Origin of the sequence: Pseudomonas lyxosi, assembly GCF_047758685.1 — a bacterium.
In the GTDB taxonomy this organism is placed as follows: domain Bacteria; phylum Pseudomonadota; class Gammaproteobacteria; order Pseudomonadales; family Pseudomonadaceae; genus Aquipseudomonas; species Aquipseudomonas lyxosi.
The window spans coordinates 2022465-2038126 of sequence record NZ_CP180481.1 but is presented as its reverse complement, the minus strand read 5'-3'; the positions used below and the strand labels follow the sequence as shown (position 1 = coordinate 2038126).

Annotated in this window: 15 protein-coding genes; 6 read left to right on the top strand and 9 right to left on the bottom strand. The window is 60.2% G+C overall.

The window, feature by feature from the left end; all coding sequences use genetic code 11:
- Window positions 1–51 precede the first annotated feature (51 nt).
- Genes miaA through ACMXYI_RS09480 form a run of 5 tightly spaced genes read right to left on the bottom strand, consistent with a single transcriptional unit; the run spans window position 52 to window position 6315 of the window.
- On the bottom strand, window positions 52–1023 hold the full coding sequence (gene miaA, locus ACMXYI_RS09500) for a tRNA (adenosine(37)-N6)-dimethylallyltransferase MiaA (RefSeq protein ID WP_415773025.1): 972 nt from the start codon (window positions 1021–1023) through the stop codon (window positions 52–54).
- On the bottom strand, window positions 1023–2933 hold the full coding sequence (gene mutL / locus ACMXYI_RS09495) for a DNA mismatch repair endonuclease MutL (protein ID WP_415773024.1): 1911 nt from the start codon (window positions 2931–2933) through the stop codon (window positions 1023–1025). The genes miaA and mutL overlap by 1 nt, the downstream gene beginning before the upstream one ends.
- Window positions 2930–4357: an N-acetylmuramoyl-L-alanine amidase gene (locus ACMXYI_RS09490; protein ID WP_415773023.1), complete on the bottom strand. Its 1428-nt coding sequence runs from the start codon at window positions 4355–4357 to the stop codon at window positions 2930–2932. The genes mutL and ACMXYI_RS09490 overlap by 4 nt, the downstream gene beginning before the upstream one ends.
- On the bottom strand, window positions 4358–4828 hold the full coding sequence (gene tsaE, locus ACMXYI_RS09485) for a tRNA (adenosine(37)-N6)-threonylcarbamoyltransferase complex ATPase subunit type 1 TsaE (protein ID WP_415773022.1): 471 nt from the start codon (window positions 4826–4828) through the stop codon (window positions 4358–4360).
- Complete coding sequence (locus ACMXYI_RS09480) at window positions 4816–6315, bottom strand: NAD(P)H-hydrate dehydratase (RefSeq protein WP_415773021.1); 1500 nt, start codon at window positions 6313–6315, stop codon at window positions 4816–4818. Before ACMXYI_RS09480 ends, tsaE begins: the two co-directional genes overlap by 13 nt.
- A gap of 63 nt (window positions 6316–6378) precedes the next feature.
- Between ACMXYI_RS09480 and queG the strand changes: the two genes are divergently transcribed.
- Window positions 6379–7443 carry a tRNA epoxyqueuosine(34) reductase QueG gene (gene queG, locus ACMXYI_RS09475; protein ID WP_415773020.1) on the top strand — a complete coding sequence of 355 codons (1065 nt, stop codon included), beginning with the start codon at window positions 6379–6381 and terminating at the stop codon, window positions 7441–7443.
- 106 nt (window positions 7444–7549) lie between these two features.
- Here queG and ACMXYI_RS09470 read toward each other — a convergent pair whose 3' ends face one another.
- The gene (locus tag ACMXYI_RS09470; RefSeq protein ID WP_415773019.1) at window positions 7550–8161 is read right to left on the bottom strand and encodes a trimeric intracellular cation channel family protein; all 612 of its coding nucleotides are present in this window, start codon (window positions 8159–8161) and stop codon (window positions 7550–7552) included.
- Window positions 8162–8253: 92 nt separating this feature from the next.
- Entirely contained in the window at window positions 8254–8796 is a 543-nt protein-coding gene (orn, locus tag ACMXYI_RS09465) for an oligoribonuclease (protein WP_008035288.1), read from the bottom strand.
- A gap of 107 nt (window positions 8797–8903) precedes the next feature.
- Here orn and rsgA point away from each other — a divergent pair, with 107 nt between their 5' ends.
- From rsgA to ACMXYI_RS09445, 4 genes are all read left to right on the top strand, one after another.
- Window positions 8904–9935, top strand: coding sequence for a small ribosomal subunit biogenesis GTPase RsgA (gene rsgA, locus ACMXYI_RS09460; protein ID WP_415773018.1), 1032 nt, complete (start codon window positions 8904–8906; stop codon window positions 9933–9935).
- A 213-nt stretch (window positions 9936–10148) separates the two neighbouring features.
- Window positions 10149–10556 carry a TIR domain-containing protein gene (locus ACMXYI_RS09455; protein ID WP_415773017.1) on the top strand — a complete coding sequence of 136 codons (408 nt, stop codon included), beginning with the start codon at window positions 10149–10151 and terminating at the stop codon, window positions 10554–10556.
- A gap of 3 nt (window positions 10557–10559) precedes the next feature.
- Window positions 10560–11519, top strand: coding sequence for a caspase family protein (locus ACMXYI_RS09450; RefSeq protein WP_415773016.1), 960 nt, complete (start codon window positions 10560–10562; stop codon window positions 11517–11519).
- Window positions 11519–12004 (top strand): toll/interleukin-1 receptor domain-containing protein, encoded by a 486-nt coding sequence (locus ACMXYI_RS09445; protein ID WP_415773015.1) that lies wholly within the window; start codon window positions 11519–11521, stop codon window positions 12002–12004. Before ACMXYI_RS09450 ends, ACMXYI_RS09445 begins: the two co-directional genes overlap by 1 nt.
- A gap of 41 nt (window positions 12005–12045) precedes the next feature.
- On the opposite strand, the gene motB is transcribed toward ACMXYI_RS09445, so the two are convergent.
- On the bottom strand, window positions 12046–13071 hold the full coding sequence (gene motB / locus ACMXYI_RS09440) for a flagellar motor protein MotB (protein WP_415773014.1): 1026 nt from the start codon (window positions 13069–13071) through the stop codon (window positions 12046–12048).
- A gap of 3 nt (window positions 13072–13074) precedes the next feature.
- Complete coding sequence (gene motA, locus ACMXYI_RS09435) at window positions 13075–13926, bottom strand: flagellar motor stator protein MotA (RefSeq protein ID WP_415773013.1); 852 nt, start codon at window positions 13924–13926, stop codon at window positions 13075–13077.
- Between the two features lie 166 nt (window positions 13927–14092).
- Between motA and ACMXYI_RS09430 the strand changes: the two genes are divergently transcribed.
- Entirely contained in the window at window positions 14093–15631 is a 1539-nt protein-coding gene (locus tag ACMXYI_RS09430; RefSeq protein WP_415773012.1) for an HDOD domain-containing protein, read from the top strand.
- Window positions 15632–15662 lie beyond the last annotated feature (31 nt).

Genomic DNA, 15662 nt, shown 5'->3' with positions numbered 1-15662 from the left:
CAATGGCTTGTGGCCGTCACACCCCCAAGGATAGACGGCAAATGCAAGGACTCAGCTCAATATGGAGATGGTCCCAAGGTATTTCAAGGCGCGCGGCAGATTGTCGCAATCGAGGCTGTCCAACCAGTGTAAATCAGCCCAACTGCGCAGCCAGGTGAACTGGCGCTTCGCCAATTGGCGCGTGGCAATGATTCCACGCTCCTGCATCTCGGCTTGCGTCAGCTTGCCATCCAGGTAGTCCCAGACTTGTCGGTAGCCTACTGCACGTATAGACGGCAACCCGGCATGCAGGTCACTTCGCTTACGCAGGGCTACGACCTCGTCAATGAATCCCTGTTCCAACATATTCGTGAATCTTTGTTTAATTCGCTCGTGCAATACCTGGCGATTTGCCGGAGCAATAGCCAAGTTCGCGACAGTATAGGGCAATTGTTGCAGTCCCGAGGCGGCTGCTTCAGTACTTTGCGCAGATTGTTGCAACCTTAGAGCAGTCATGCTCTGACCACTGACGCGATAAACTTCCAGCGCTCGACTGAGTCGCTGCGGATCGTTCGGATGAATACGCGCCGCAGATTCAGGATCGATGACTGCCAATTGTTCGTGCAAAGCTTGCCAGCCAAGGCGTGCAGCTTCTTCTTCGATCTGTGCGCGGACGTCCGGATCTGCCGCTGGCATGTCTGCCAGACCTTCAACCAAAGCCTTGTAATAGAGCATTGTGCCGCCCACCAGCAGCGGAATTTTGCCCCGCGCGGTGATCTCGGCCATGGCTTCGAGGGCATCACGACGGAAATCGGCGGCCGAATAGCTCTCTGCCGGATCAAGAATATCGATCAAACGGTGTGGAAATTCAGCCAGAAGCTCTTTTGAAGGCTTGGCGGTGCCGATGTCCATGCCACGGTAGACCAGCGCCGAATCGACGCTGATCAACTCGCAAGGCAAGACTTTGGTGAGTTCGATGGCCAGGTCGGTCTTGCCGGCGGCGGTCGGCCCCATCAGGAAAATCGCAGGAGGGAGCTGGTTCATCAACGACCGCGCAAGAACAGTTTGTCCAGATCGTCCAGGCCCAATTGGGTCCAGGTCGGTCGGCCATGGTTGCATTGACCGCTGCGTTCGGTGTTTTCCATGTCCCGCAGCAGACCGTTCATTTCCGGGATTGCCAGACGCCGATTAGCACGAATCGCGCCGTGGCAGGCCATGGTGCCGAGCAGTTCGTTCAGGTGCGCCTGAATCCGGTCGCTGGTGCCGTACTCCATCAGATCCGCCAGAACGTCACTGACCAATCGATTGGCTTCAGCTTGCTTGAGCAAGGCCGGAATCTGCCGGATAGCCAGGGATTCCGGGCCCAGACGCTGCAATTCAAAGCCCAGGCGCTGGAACCACGCGACGTGTTCTTCGGCGCAATCGGCTTCACGCTGACTGACCGCCAGGGACTCCGGCACCAGCAGCGGCTGACCGCTCAGGCCTTCGCTGGCCATGGCGATTTTCAGGCGTTCGTACATGATCCGCTCGTGAGCGGCATGCATGTCCACCAGCACCAGCCCTTGGGCGTTTTCCGAAAGAATGTAGATGCCTTTGAGTTGCGCCAAGGCGTAACCCAGCGGTGGAATATCGTCCTGCCCGGCCGGAAGTGCAGCGGCGTTGGCTTCTGGCAGCGGCGCAAAAAACTCCTTGTACGCAGCCTGAGCCTCAGCTGCCGGCACGCCGGACTGAGGACGCGGCGTGTATTGATACTGATAACCAGCGCCAGCGCCCGATCCTGCCGGCGTATTGAACGACGGTTGGGCTTGAGGCTGTTCCAGCAACGCATTGGCCGCCAGACGCATTTCGCCCTGCGGACCGAACTCGCCCGCATCGATCCCGGTCGGTCGAACGATTGCCGTCGCTACCGGTGCAGCCAGGTGATCATCCGGCCGCACATCGCCCAACGCGCGGTGCAAGGTGCCGTAGAGGAAATCGTGAACCATGCGCCCGTCACGGAAGCGCACTTCGTGCTTGGTCGGGTGCACGTTGACGTCAACGCCTGCCGGATCGACTTCGAAAAACAGCACGAACGTCGGGTGCCGGCCGTTGAATAGCACGTCGCGATAGGCCTGGCGCACCGCGTGGGCCACCAGCTTGTCGCGTACCGCTCGGCCGTTCACAAAGAAATACTGCAAGTCTGCCTGGCTGCGGTTGAACGTCGGCAAGCCGACCCAGCCCCACAAATGCAGGCCATTGCGCTCGATCTCGATCGGCAGCGCCTGCTCGAGGAAACCCGAACCGCAAATCGCCGCCACACGCCGGGCACGGGCCGCGTCGTCATGGGCTTCATGCAGGCTGAGGATGGTCTTGCCGTTGTGGCGCAGATGGAACGCCACGTCGAAGCGCGCCAGGGCCAGACGCTTGATCACTTCTTGCAGGTGATCGAATTCGGTTTTTTCGGTTTTGAGAAACTTGCGTCGCGCCGGGGTGTTGAAGAACAGGTCACGCACTTCCACCGACGTGCCCACCGGATGGGCCGCTGGTTGCACGCGAGGCGCCATGTCCCGGCCTTCGGTTTCGACCTGCCATGCCTGATCGGCATCTTTAGTGCGGGACGTCAGGGTCAAACGCGCCACGGAGCTGATCGACGCGAGTGCTTCACCACGAAACCCAAGGCTCATGACCTGCTCAAGGTCTTCCAGGTTGCGGATCTTGCTGGTGGCGTGACGCGCCAAAGCCAGCGGCAAGTCATCGGCAGAAATTCCGCTGCCATCATCGCGCACCCGCAGCAGCTTGACGCCGCCCTGCTCCACATCGACATCAATGCGCTTGGCACCGGAGTCGAGACTGTTCTCCAGCAACTCCTTGATCACCGAAGCCGGGCGCTCAACCACCTCACCGGCGGCAATCTGGTTCGCCAGTCGCGGGCTGAGCAGCTCGATGCGAGCCGTGTTGGTCAGCACCTGGTTCATTCTTTGGCCGCCAGTTCAGTGCCGGGAATGGTCAGGGTCTGACCGATTTTCAGCTCGTCACTCTGCAGGTTGTTGGCGCTGCGCAGGGTGGCCGGGGACACCTGATAACGCACGGCAATCATTGCCAGCGTCTCGCCCGGGCTCACCCGATGGTCACGTGGACCTTGAGCGATCTTGCCGGAATCACGCAGCCAGGCGATGTAGGTGCCCGGTGGCGGATTCTGCTGGAAGAACTGGCGCACGCCGCTGCTGATCGAACGCGCCAGCGCTTGCTGGTGGTTCGCTGCGGCAAGCTTGGAAGCTTCGTTGGCGTTGGAGATGAACCCGGTTTCCACCAGGATCGACGGGATATCCGGCGACTTCAGCACCATGAACCCGGCCTGTTCTACGCGTTGTTTGTGCAGCGGCGTGACGCGACCGATGTTGCTCAGCACCTTCTGGCCGACGTTCAGGCTGGAGGTCAGGGAAGCAGTCATCGACAGGTCAAGCAGCACGCCCGCCAGCATGCGGTCCTTGTCGTCGAGGCTGACGTTGCCGGCACCACCGATCAAGTCGGAACGGTTTTCGCTGTCGGCCAGCCAACGGGCCGTTTCCGAGGTCGCACCGCGATCAGACAGGGCAAACACCGAGGCACCGAAGGCAGCAGCCGAAGGCGCGGCATCGGCGTGAATCGAAACGAACAGGTCGGCACCCTTCTTACGGGCGATTTCAGTACGACCGCGCAATGGAATGAAGTAGTCGCCGGTGCGGGTCAGTTCGGCGCGGAAGCCTTTCATGCCATTGACCTGACGTTGCAGTTCGCGGGCGATGGCCAGTACCACGTCTTTTTCACGCTGACCGCGAGAGCCGGAGGCACCCGGGTCTTCGCCGCCGTGACCGGCATCGATGACCACAACGATGTCGCGCTTGCCGGCCGGGGCTGGCGGCAGCTTCACCGCTGGCTCCACCGGAGTGACCGGCACCGGGGCCACCGTCGCGACGTTGGTCGGCGCCGGAATTGGCGCGGCATCGGCGGCATTATCGAACAAGTCGACCACCAGGCGATTGCCGTACTGGGCGTTTGGCGCCAGGGTAAAACTTTTCGGCGTCACGGCTTTTTTCAGGTCGATGACCACCCGCAGGTCGGTCGGCGTACGTTGAGCCGAGCGCATGGCGGTGATCGGAGTGTTCGAGCTGTTGACGTTCAGCGGCGCCCCCAGGGATGCGCCATTGATGTCGATGACCAGCCGATCCGGGGCGGTCAGGGTAAAGACACTGTGCTGGACAGGACCGCTCAGATCGAACACCAGTCGTGTGTTGTCCGGAGCCCGCCACAGGCGAACGCTATTGACCTTTGTCTCGGCCACAGCGTCGACGGTCACCGCCAAAAACAACAATCCTACGGCAGCTACCATCGCGCGAAAGCGCATACCTAACCCCATCATTTAATTGGTTTCCAATGCCAAAGCGGCACACCACGACTCGCCACGCGAGCCCTGGGACAAAATTTTCAGCGAACGCCCGCTGTCTTGCGGGCTAATGGTAATGGTCAGGTCGGGCTTTGGCAAAAAGCCTGCACCCTTTTCGGGCCACTCGATCAGGCATAACGCGTCGTCTTCGAAGTAGTCGCGGATGCCGAGGTACTCCAGCTCTTCAGGATCGACCAGGCGATAGAGGTCGAAATGGAAGGCCCGGATGTCGCCAATCTCGTAGGGTTCGACCAGGGTAAACGTAGGGCTTTTTACCGACCCTTTATGCCCCAGCCCCCTGATGATGCCCCGGGACAGCGTGGTTTTCCCCGCGCCCAGATCCCCCTCGAGAAAAATCAGACCGTGCCCTTCAGTGGTTTGTGCGATGCGTGCGCCAAATGCGGTCATCGCCTCTTCATCAGCCAGGTACAGGGTTACTTCAGACACGGTGCTTGCTCCTCCAACAACTGACGAATGGCTGGAATCAGATCACTGGCCGCCAGCCCACGGCCCGATTTACCTTCTTGCGCGCCAGCATTGGCATGCAGCCAGACGGCCAGGCAGGCGGCGTCGAACGCCTCCATGCCTTGTGCCAGCAACGCGCCGACCAGACCGGCCAGCACATCACCCAAACCGGCGGTGGCCATGGCCGGATGGCCCTGATGACACAACGCCAGGCGCCCATCGGGGCTGGCGATCAGGCTGCCGGCACCTTTCAGCACCACGACAGCTGTATATTTTTTGCTCAATGCGTGAGCCGCCGCAGGACGATCGGCCTGCACTTCGGCAGTGCTCACCCCCAACAAGCGCGCCGCTTCGCCCGGATGCGGAGTGATCACACAATCCCTGGGCAAGCTCACGTGCTCTGTGGCCAGCAGATTCAATGCGTCGGCGTCCCAGACTTGCGGCAGCGGCGCGTTGGCAGCCGCCGACAAAAGGCTGCGCCCCCAGGAAGCCTGACCCAAGCCTGGGCCGACAACCAGCACGGAAACCTTTTGCAGCAGTTCCATCAGTTGATTGGCCGACGAAGCGCCCAACACCATGGCTTCAGGAATTCTCGCCAGCGCGGCCGGAACATGCTCACTGCGCGTCGCCACGGACACCATGCCCGCACCGCTACGCAGGGCACTTTGCGCGCTCAGCAGGATGGCGCCACCAAAGCCGCGATCACCGCCGATCAGCAATACATGACCGAATTTGCCCTTATGGGAAGTTGGAGCCCGGCCCGTCAGACACGGCAAGGAACTGGCCGTCAGCCGACGTGCGCTGATGGCGACTCCGTTAAACGACTCGGGGGAGGCTTGCAGATCGTTGAACACCAACTCGCCGACCATGTCTGCAGCATCGCCGGTAAACAGACCCAGTTTCAGGCCGATGAACGTCACCGTCAGGTCAGCCCGCACCGCAGCGCCGAGTATTCGGCCGGTATCAGCGCACAACCCCGAAGGGATATCCACCGCCGCAATCGGCAGCCCGCTGCCGTTGATCGCCGCGATGGCGCCCGCGTAGGGCTCTCGCACCTCTCCCGTCAGGCCGGTGCCGAGCAAGGCATCCAGCACGATACCGCGCAACTCGGACTGCGCACTGAAAGCTTGAAGCGCGACACCTTCAGACACAGCCTCGGCATGGGCCAATGCCGCGTCACCCTGTAAACGCTTGGGATCACCGACCGCCAGCACCCGCACATGCCAGCCCGCACGTCGGGCCAGCACGGCCACCAGATAACCGTCGCCGGCGTTATTGCCATGACCGGCCACGACACTCAATTCATTCGCCGACGGCCAATGACGGACCAGCGCGCGCCAGGTCGCCCGCGCCGCGCGCTGCATCAATTCGAAGCCCGGTGTGCCGGCCGCAATCAGGCTCGCATCGAGGGCTCGCACTTGCGCAGCGCTATACAGCGCGTCGGGTAAATCATCTTTAGTGTGCGGCATGCGTCTATGGGCTCCGATGTCTGGCAGAATTATACGCACCTCAGCTCCGGTTTCTCTCGCCTCATGCCCGCAATTACCACAGACCTGCCCGTCCTCGCCCAATCCATCAAGGATTGGGGCCGCGAGCTGGGTTTTCAGCAAGTCGGCATAAGCGGCCTCGACCTGGCCGAGCATGAGCAGCACCTGGAACGCTGGCTCGCGGCCGGCTACCACGGCGAAATGGACTACATGGGCGCCCACGGCAGTAAACGCTCACACCCGGAAGAGCTGGTGCCCGGCACGCTTCGGGTGGTTTCCCTACGCATGGACTACCTGCCGGGCGACACCGAAATGGCCAAACGTCTGGCACAACCAGAAAAAGCCTACGTCTCGCGTTATGCCTTGGGCCGCGATTACCACAAATTGATCCGTAAACGCGTGCAACAACTGGCCGATAAAATTCAGGCCGAGATCGGCCCGTTTGGTTTCCGCGCCTTCGTCGACAGCGCCCCGGTGCTGGAAAAAGCGATCGCGGAACAGGCCGGTCTTGGCTGGATCGGCAAAAACACCTTGGTCTTGAATCGCAAGGCCGGCAGTTACTTCTTTCTCAGCGAACTGTTCGTCGACCTGCCGCTGCCGGTTGACCCGCCACACAGCACCGAACATTGCGGCCGTTGCACGGCTTGTTTGGACATTTGCCCGACCAACGCGTTTGTCGGCCCGTATGTGCTGGATGCCCGACGCTGCATTTCCTACCTGACCATCGAATTGAAAAGTGCGATCCCGGAGGATTTGCGGCCATTGATCGGCAATCGGGTGTTCGGTTGCGATGATTGTCAGATCGTCTGCCCGTGGAACCGCTTTGCCCGCCCGTCCGGCGAAAGCGACTTCAAGCCACGACACAACCTGGATAACGCGGAGTTGGCCGAGCTGTTCATGTGGGATGAGGAGAAGTTTCTCAGCAGCACTGAAGGTTCGCCGTTACGTCGGGCCGGTTACGAGCGCTGGTTGCGAAATCTGGCGGTGGGGCTGGGGAATGCGCCATCAAGCATTCCGGTGCTGGAAGCGTTGAAAGCGCGGCGCGAATACCCTTCAGAACTGGTCCGCGAACACGTGGAATGGGCCCTGAAACAACACGGACTCCTGTAGCAGCTGCCGAAGGCTGCGTCCGGCTGCGGAGCAGTCGTCATCCTGCAAATCGAGTCCTGCGGCCTCGAACGCAGCCTTCGGCAGCTGCTACAAGGGCTGCGCGACGTCAGGCTTGGTCGTTATAAACGAACTTCGGCATTTCCCAATGAAACCGGATCGCCAGCAACCGCAGCAGGAAGCCACCAAACAAGGTGATGAGAATCGCCTGCTCACCCGGTAATTGCAGGTAAATGCAGAGCATGTAGCACCACGCCGCAGCGAACGAGACGCTGGCGTAGAGTTCGCGGCGGAAGATCAGCGGGATGTCGTTGCAGAAGATGTCGCGCAGGATGCCGCCGAAAACCCCGGTGATCACACCGCTGACGGATGCTACGAGCATGCCGTGGCCCATTTCCAGCGCGGTCATGCAGCCGATCAGGGTGAACGCCACCAGGCCCACGGCGTCGAGCACCAGAAACAGCGAGCGCAGGTGGCGCATCCAGCGCGCAGCGAACACCGTGAACATCGCCGCCACCGAGGTCAGCACCAGGTATTCCGGGTGCTTGACCCACGTCAACGGGTAATGACCGAGCAGCACGTCACGCACCGACCCCCCACCCAAAGCCGTGACGCAGGCAATCAGCACCACGCCAAACCAGTCCATCCCGCGACGACCCGCAGACAGGGCACCGGTCATGGCTTCGGCGGTAATGGCGATCAGGTAAAGCATCAGCAACATGGCGGCGGTCCTTGCAGGAAGGCGCGCAGTCTAGCTATTTAGGGACGGCACCAAAAGAGGGCATTGCACATTCCGTGCAGCCCTCAATTCCATCAGAACTTGATGAAATGCTTGCGGTAATGCTGCAGCTCGGCGATCGATTCGCGGATGTCGTCCAGGGCCAGGTGAGTGCTACCCTTTTTGAAGCTGTCGCGCACGTCCGGCGCCCAGCGTGCGGCCAACTCTTTAAGGGTCGATACGTCGAGGTTGCGGTAGTGGAAGAAGCTTTCCAGGGATTTCATGTGGGTATAAAGGAAGCGACGGTCCTGGCAAATGCTGTTGCCACAGATCGGTGACTTGCCCTTCGGCACCCATTTCTCCAGGAAAGCGATGGTTTCGGCTTCGGCTTCAGCCATGCTGATGCGGCTGTCGCGAACGCGCTGGGTCAGCCCGGAGCCGCCGTGTTGACGGGTGTTCCACTCGTCCATGCCGGCGAGAATTTCGTCGCTGTGATGGATGGCGATCACCGGACCTTCGGCCAAGGTGTTCAGGTCACTGTCGGTGACGATGGTGGCCATTTCGATGATGACGTCGGTATCAGGGTTCAGACCGGTCATTTCCAGGTCGATCCAGATCAGATTCTGCGGGTTTTGCATGTGTCGGCTCCTAGGCAATGCTGCGCAGTTTAGCCTAGGGCGGCGGCCGGGCGTGCTAAACTCGCGGCCGTTTTACCTAATCGCTGCATTCTTGATACGGAACACCCATGGCCAAACGCCAACTCAATCGTCGTCAAAACTGGCGCATCGAAAAGATTCAGGGCGAACGCGCTGCCCGCGCCGCCAAACGCGAGTCCTCGGCTGTCGAGGCACTTGAGGGTGGCGACCTGGGTCCGGAACAGACCGGCCTGGTGATCGCGCACTTCGGTGTGCAGGTCGAAGTCGAAGCGCTCGATGGCGATTTGGCCGGCCAGGTGTTCCGCTGCCACTTGCGCGCCAACCTGCCTGCGCTGGTAACCGGCGATCAGGTGGTCTGGCGTGCCGGCAACCAGGGCATCGGTGTGATCGTGGCTCAACTGCCGCGTAAAACCGAACTCTGCCGTCCGGACAGTCGTGGTCAGCTCAAGCCTGTAGCCGCCAACGTCGACATGATCGTCATCGTCTTCGCGCCGCTGCCCGAGCCTCATGCCAACTTGATCGACCGTTATCTGGTCGCTGCGGAGCACGCAGGGATTCGTCCGCTGCTGTTGCTCAACAAGTTCGACCTGATCGACGAGCAAAACGCCCCGGCACTGAACGCCTTGCTGGCGGTTTACCGCACGCTGGGTTACCCGGTGCTGGAAGTCTCGGCGCACCACGGCAATGGCATGGAGCAATTGCAGGCACAACTGGACGGGCGCATCAGTGTGTTCGTCGGCCAGTCCGGCGTCGGCAAATCTTCGTTGGTCAATACCCTGTTGCCTGAAGTCGAAGCCCGTGTCGGCCCGCTGTCCGAGTTGTCCGGCCAGGGCACTCACACCACCACTACCGCGCGGTTGTTCCACTTCCCCGGTGGCGGTGAGCTGATCGACTCCCCGGGTATCCGCGAATTCGGCCTGGGCCACGTCAGCCGTGCCGACGTCGAAGCCGGCTTCATCGAGTTCAACGACCTGATCGGCACCTGCCGCTTCCGCGACTGCAAGCACGACCGCGAGCCGGGTTGTGCATTGCTCAAGGCCCTGGAAGAAGGCCGCGTGCAGCAGCAACGGATGAACAGCTATCGCTCGATCATTGCTAGCCTGCCGGAAACCAGCTACTAAACAGACGCGCCCGCTGCCTCGACACTGACGGGGCGGCGGGCCGCTTGTAGCATCCTACAAATATCCTCACCATTTAAACGTCAGAGACTTCTGTAAGGCTCTTGCACGCCTGTTTGTAGGGGAATTCTCTTTATCCGCACAGGCCTTGTTACGCCCACTCAAGTGCATACATTCGAGCCCTCATCGCATTTCTGGCGATACCGAGGGACAGCCATGCAAACCTATCATTTGTTTATCAGCCATTCGTGGAACTACCCCCACGCCCACGACAACCTCGTGCGGCTGCTCAACGCTAAACCCGGCTTCACGTTCAAAAATTTTTCGGTGCCGCCAGACAACCCGATCATCGGCGCGAAAACCGACAAACAGCTGGAAGAAGCCATCGAAAACAAAATCCGGCCCTGCTCGGCAGTGCTGATCATGGCGGGGATGTATTCGACCTACAGCAAGTGGATCAACAAGGAAATCGAGATCGCCAGGCGAATGGGCAAGGTGATCATTGCGGTGAAGCCGTTTGGTGCGGAACGGATTTCCACGGTGGTACGCCGGGCGGCGCACGCGGAGTGTGCGTGGAACACCAACAGCATCATCAATGCCATTCGCACTCACGCGGCGGGGTGAACCATGCGCAAGGGACTGTTCATCGGCATTAATAATTACAGCCATGTTTCGCAATTAAGTGGTTGCAACAACGACGCGATGGCCATGGCGTCAGTACTGAAAACCGATGCCAATGGCGATCCGAATTTCAAGAACCTAGTCCTGACCTCCGCCGAAGATTATCTGAGCCGTGAAAAGCTCGAAGGGCATATCCAGGAATTATTTTCAGGCGATTGCAGCGTTGCACTGCTGTACTTCGCCGGTCACGGCAACTTCGACGTCGATACGGACGAAGGCATGCTGATCCCCCAGGACTACAAATCCGCCAAGGATGGAATTCGCATCAGCGACATCCTGAACTGGGCGGCCAAAGCCGTAAAAATCAAAAACAAAGTAATTATTCTCGACTGCTGCCAGGCGGGCTCGGCGGGCGAAGTGCGGGCGCTACGCAGCGAAAGCAGCATGGTGTGCGAAGGCATGACCATCCTCACCGCGTGCAAAAAGGAAGAACCGGCGATGGAAGGCGCCAACCACGGCGTCTTCACAGGGCTGTTGCTGCAAGCACTGCACGGCGGCGCCGCGAACATCCTGGGGAAAATCACGCCCGGCAGCCTCTACTCATTCGTCGACAACGCTCTCGATGCCTGGGAACAGCGCCCGGTGTTCAAGACCAATGTGTCGCAGTTCATTTCATTGCGAGAAGTCTCGCCGCTGATCCCCAAAGAGATTCTGCGCAAACTGCCCGACTGGTTCGAAGAGGCGGAATCAATGTTCGCCCTCGATCCAAGCTACGAACCTACCGAAGCCACGTTCGACCCAGAGCACGGCGAAGTCTTATCCCAACTGCAAAAGTGCAACCGCCACAGCCTGATCGAACCGGTGGACGCCGAACACATGTACTACGCGGCCATCAACTCGACCGGTTGCCGCCTCACAGCGCTCGGCGCCTATTACCGCGAACTCGCCCTCAAAGGACATTTCTGATGCCCGTATTCATCAGCTACCGCCATAGCGATCGGCCCCACGCCATCGCCATCAACACCCGTCTGATTCAGGCCAACATCAAGACCTACTTCGACGTGCTGGACCCGGAATCACAGACCACTGACGACATCACCGGGGTCATCACCCGCAACATCACGGCGTGCACGCACTTGCTCGCCGTGATTTCGGAAAACACCGCACAGTCCTGGTGGGTGCCGTTCGAAATCGGAGAAGCGACCATCAGCAATCGCCGCATCTGCTCGTACCATGTCGGCCCCAGCGCTTTACCGTTGTACCTCGACAAATGGCCGAAACTGAGCGGCGATACGGACATCAATTTTTTCATTGATGCTTATCGTGAGGAGGTGATAACCAAACGCTCGATGGGACTGGAATCAATCAGTGAGTCGGTTCGCGGCATCTACAAAGGAAATGCAGACCTGTTCCACGACCAACTCAAGAACCGCATCCGGCGCGGTTTCTGACAGGCGCAAAAAAGCCGCGATGATCGCGGCTTTTTCATGGGTCACTGCTTGGGCGGTTCTGCCGGTTTCGGTGCCGGGTTGTCGAACAGGTTCAAGCGCTCACGCAGCTCATGCGCCGGCAACGGCTCTTTATCCGCCGGTAAAGCGTTCGGATCGGCAGGCACTTCACCCGGGCCACCCTGCCCTTGCGTCGGTGCTGTTTCTGGAGCCGGTTCCGCACCTTGCGAACCTTCGATGGCATGCTGGGCTTTCTTGGTCAGCACCACGATGTCGATACGGCGATTGATCGGATTGAACGGGTGCTCGCGATCGAACAATGCTGACGAGGCATAACCCACGACCCGCGCCACCTGCGCATCCGGATAGCTGCCGGCGACCAGCGCACGACGGGCAGCGTTGGCACGGTTGGCCGAGAGCTCCCAGTTACCAAAGTCACCGGTGCCCGTGTACGGCTTGGCATCGGTGTGGCCGCTGATACTGATCTTGTTCGGCACCGCTTTAATGGTGTCGGCCATGGCCAGCAGGATGTCTTCGAAGTACGGCTTCAGGCGAGCACTGCCAGAGTCGAACATCGGCCGGTTTTCGGCGTCCACGATCTGGATGCGCAAACCGTCCGGCGTGATTTCGAAACTGATCTGGTCTTTGAATTTCTTCAGCTGCGGGTTCTCTTCGACCTTGGTCTGCAGTTCTTGCAGCAACAGCTCAAGACGCTCCTTCTCGACCTGCTCGGCCATGCCTTCAACCTGCTCGGCGTCGACGGTCACCTTGTCCGGCTGCGGCTGAGATTTCACCTCGGGATTGAGGGTGTTCTCCGGCGCCAGGGTCGGCGAGCCGCCCAAGTCGATGATGTACGGCGTGCCGCTTTCGGAAAAGCCGACCGGGTCCTTGAAGTAACCGGCGATGGCGATCTTCTGTTCAGGCGTCGCGGTGGACAGCAGCCACAGCACCAGGAAGAACGCCATCATCGCCGTCGCGAAGTCCGCGAAGGCGATTTTCCAGGCGCCCCCGTGATGCCCGCCGGCGATGCGCTTGACGCGCTTGATGATTATCGGCTGGTTATTTTCCATGACTTAACGACCGCGAACCGCTTGTTCCAGCTCAGCGAAGCTAGGACGGTGCGCCGGGTACAGAACTTTACGACCGAACTCTACCGCCAGCGAGGGCGGCATGCCGGAAGCGGAAGCCACCAGCGAGGCCTTGATGGCTTCGTAGACGTTCAGTTCTTCCTTGGCATCGTGGGCCAGGGAGTGGGCCAGCGGACCGAAGAAACCGTACGCCGCGAGAATACCGAAGAAGGTACCGACCAGGGCCGCACCGACGTGCAGGCCGATGGACTTCTGATCGCCTTCACCCAGGGAAGCCATGGTCACCACGATACCGAGTACCGCCGCGACGATACCGAAACCGGGCATGGCGTCGGCAATACCGTTCACCGCGTGGGATGGATGCTCGAGGTCTTCCTTGAGGCTGTAAAGTTCCATGTCGAACAGGCCTTCAAGCTCATGGGGCGCCATGTTGCCGGAGGACATGATGCGCAGGTAATCGCAGATGAACGCGGTCATGCGTTCGTCCTTGAGCACGGCCGGGTACTTGGCGAAAATCGGGCTCGCGGTGGCATCTTCGATGTCGCCTTCGATGGCCATCATGCCTTCGCGGCGGCTCTTGTTGAGGATCTCGTAGATCAGGCCCAGCACTTCCAGATAGAACGTGTGGTTGAAGCGCGAACTGAACATGCCCAAGGACTTCTTGAGCACGTGCATGGTCATGTAACCGGGGTTGGCCTGCAGGAATGCACCGAGGGCCGCACCACCAATAATCATCACCTCGAAGGGCTGAATCAGGGCGGCAATTTTGCCGTGGGAGAGCACGTATCCGCCGAGCACGCTCGCGAATACGACGATGATGCCGATTAATTTAGCCATAGGTAGGAGAGCACTTACTGAGTCGGGTTCAAGGTCATATTCGGAAGTTAAAAAATCTCTTCTTCTACTTATCGGCAAAACTGCGCCAGACTATAGCCAGTTCAGGCGAAAAGCCAATTTGGCCCGCTCCGGGCATAGGTAATGCAGACGATGATCGCGTCCAACCATGGCTAACGAAACGAACGTTCCAACTCCAAAACCAACCACGCTCGAAGGCTGGGTCAAGCTTCTCGATGGCGTGCGCTTGCCCGTTCCACAAGCCAGTCATGACCGCGTCTGCAAGGCCATCGCCAACAGTCGCAGCTCCCTGCGCGAAATCGCCGAACTGATACAGGACAGCCCCGCGCTGGCCTTGAGCGTGATTCGCGAAGCCAATCGCCACACCCATGGCAGCATGACCGAGCCTGCGGAAAACCTTGAGGTGGCGATCAATCGCCTCGGTTTGAAGCGCACCGAGGAACTGCTCGCCCGATTGCCTGCCCAGCCGCAATCGGAGATCCCGATCGCCCTGCGTCAGCTGCAACTGATCAGCCAGCATGCGACCCAACAGGCCAACGGTTTTTTCGCCAGTCGCCTGGCGCGGCTGTGGCAGGACATCCACTGGGGCAGCCTGCTGTTTCTCTCGCCGCTCTGGCCGATGGCGTTGACCCATCCGCAGTTGCTCGAAGAGTGGGAGCTGCGGGTCATGCACAAAGGCGAGTCAGCGCGCAAAGTTGAACAGCAATTATTCGGCGCACGCCTGCTGGATATCTGCCTGGCGCTTGTGGACATCTGGCGCCTGCCGATCTGGGTGCAGCAGGGTTATCGGCTGCTGCTCAACGAGCAACGTGAGCTGGTGAAAGTGCTGCGCATCGCGCGCGACAGCGATCATCCATTGCGCCAGCAGAACCGCCTCGATGACGATCCGACCCTGCGCCGCTGGCTCAATCAACCGGCCAATACGGTGCTGCTGGCCAACGGACTGGCGCTGTCGGCGCAACAGGCCTGGGACAGTCCGCACAATGAACGCTGGCAATACCTGACCAGCCTTTACCTGCAAATGCCAATGGATGAAGTGCAGCAGCAGTTGCACCAACAGGCCGCCAACAGCGCCCGCCATCACGCCATGCCGGACCTCTGGCACCCGGCCGTTTCACTGATCTGGCCGTGGGGCATGAACCGCGTCCATGCCGGTTTGCTGCCGGCCCCGGCACCGACTGCCGTAGACCTGGCGAAATGGCGCAGACAGTGTGCCGAGTTGCTGGTGGAGCCCAGTCGCTTCACCAATGCCATGCACTTGACCACCTCTGCCCGGGACGCGTTGGTCGCGTGCGGCATGCGTCGGGTGATGATCCTGATGGCCGACCGCACTCACACCAATCTGCGGGTGCACCAGACGGCCGGGCTGCCAAAAGAAGTGGCGGGCCTGAATTTCGTCGTCAGCCAGAGCACCGTGCTGCAACGCCTGCTCTCGCAGCAGGCCCAGGTCCGCCTGACTCCGGCCAACAACGCACAATTTTCCGCCCTGTTACCGGCCAGCCTGCGCTCACAGTTCGGCGGCGAACACTTGCTGCTGCGCTCACTGGCCAATAATGGTCGGGTGATCATGATTGTGGTGGCGGATCAGGGCGGCGGGCCGTTCTCTGAAATCACCGTGCAAGCCTTCGGCAAAACCGCGCAGTGCATCGAAAAGGCACTGCACAGCTTTAGTCACCGCGGCCAATGACGCTGCTATACAATCCTCCCTTTTGTGCTCT

What these genes read in the sequence shown, in the direction of transcription:
- miaA (WP_415773025.1), bottom strand. Translation starts at nt 1,023, where the DNA reads ATGAACCAGCTCCCTCCTGCGATTTTCCTGATGGGGCCGACCGCCGCC.
- mutL (WP_415773024.1), bottom strand. Translation starts at nt 2,933, where the DNA reads ATGAACCAGGTGCTGACCAACACGGCTCGCATCGAGCTGCTCAGCCCG.
- ACMXYI_RS09490 (WP_415773023.1), bottom strand. Translation starts at nt 4,357, where the DNA reads ATGATGGGGTTAGGTATGCGCTTTCGCGCGATGGTAGCTGCCGTAGGA.
- ACMXYI_RS09480 (WP_415773021.1), bottom strand. Translation starts at nt 6,315, where the DNA reads ATGCCGCACACTAAAGATGATTTACCCGACGCGCTGTATAGCGCTGCG.
- queG (WP_415773020.1), top strand. Translation starts at nt 6,379, where the DNA reads ATGCCCGCAATTACCACAGACCTGCCCGTCCTCGCCCAATCCATCAAG.
- ACMXYI_RS09470 (WP_415773019.1), bottom strand. Translation starts at nt 8,161, where the DNA reads ATGTTGCTGATGCTTTACCTGATCGCCATTACCGCCGAAGCCATGACC.
- orn (WP_008035288.1), bottom strand. Translation starts at nt 8,796, where the DNA reads ATGCAAAACCCGCAGAATCTGATCTGGATCGACCTGGAAATGACCGGT.
- rsgA (WP_415773018.1), top strand. Translation starts at nt 8,904, where the DNA reads ATGGCCAAACGCCAACTCAATCGTCGTCAAAACTGGCGCATCGAAAAG.
- ACMXYI_RS09455 (WP_415773017.1), top strand. Translation starts at nt 10,149, where the DNA reads ATGCAAACCTATCATTTGTTTATCAGCCATTCGTGGAACTACCCCCAC.
- ACMXYI_RS09450 (WP_415773016.1), top strand. Translation starts at nt 10,560, where the DNA reads ATGCGCAAGGGACTGTTCATCGGCATTAATAATTACAGCCATGTTTCG.
- ACMXYI_RS09445 (WP_415773015.1), top strand. Translation starts at nt 11,519, where the DNA reads ATGCCCGTATTCATCAGCTACCGCCATAGCGATCGGCCCCACGCCATC.
- motB (WP_415773014.1), bottom strand. Translation starts at nt 13,071, where the DNA reads ATGGAAAATAACCAGCCGATAATCATCAAGCGCGTCAAGCGCATCGCC.
- motA (WP_415773013.1), bottom strand. Translation starts at nt 13,926, where the DNA reads ATGGCTAAATTAATCGGCATCATCGTCGTATTCGCGAGCGTGCTCGGC.
- ACMXYI_RS09430 (WP_415773012.1), top strand. Translation starts at nt 14,093, where the DNA reads ATGGCTAACGAAACGAACGTTCCAACTCCAAAACCAACCACGCTCGAA.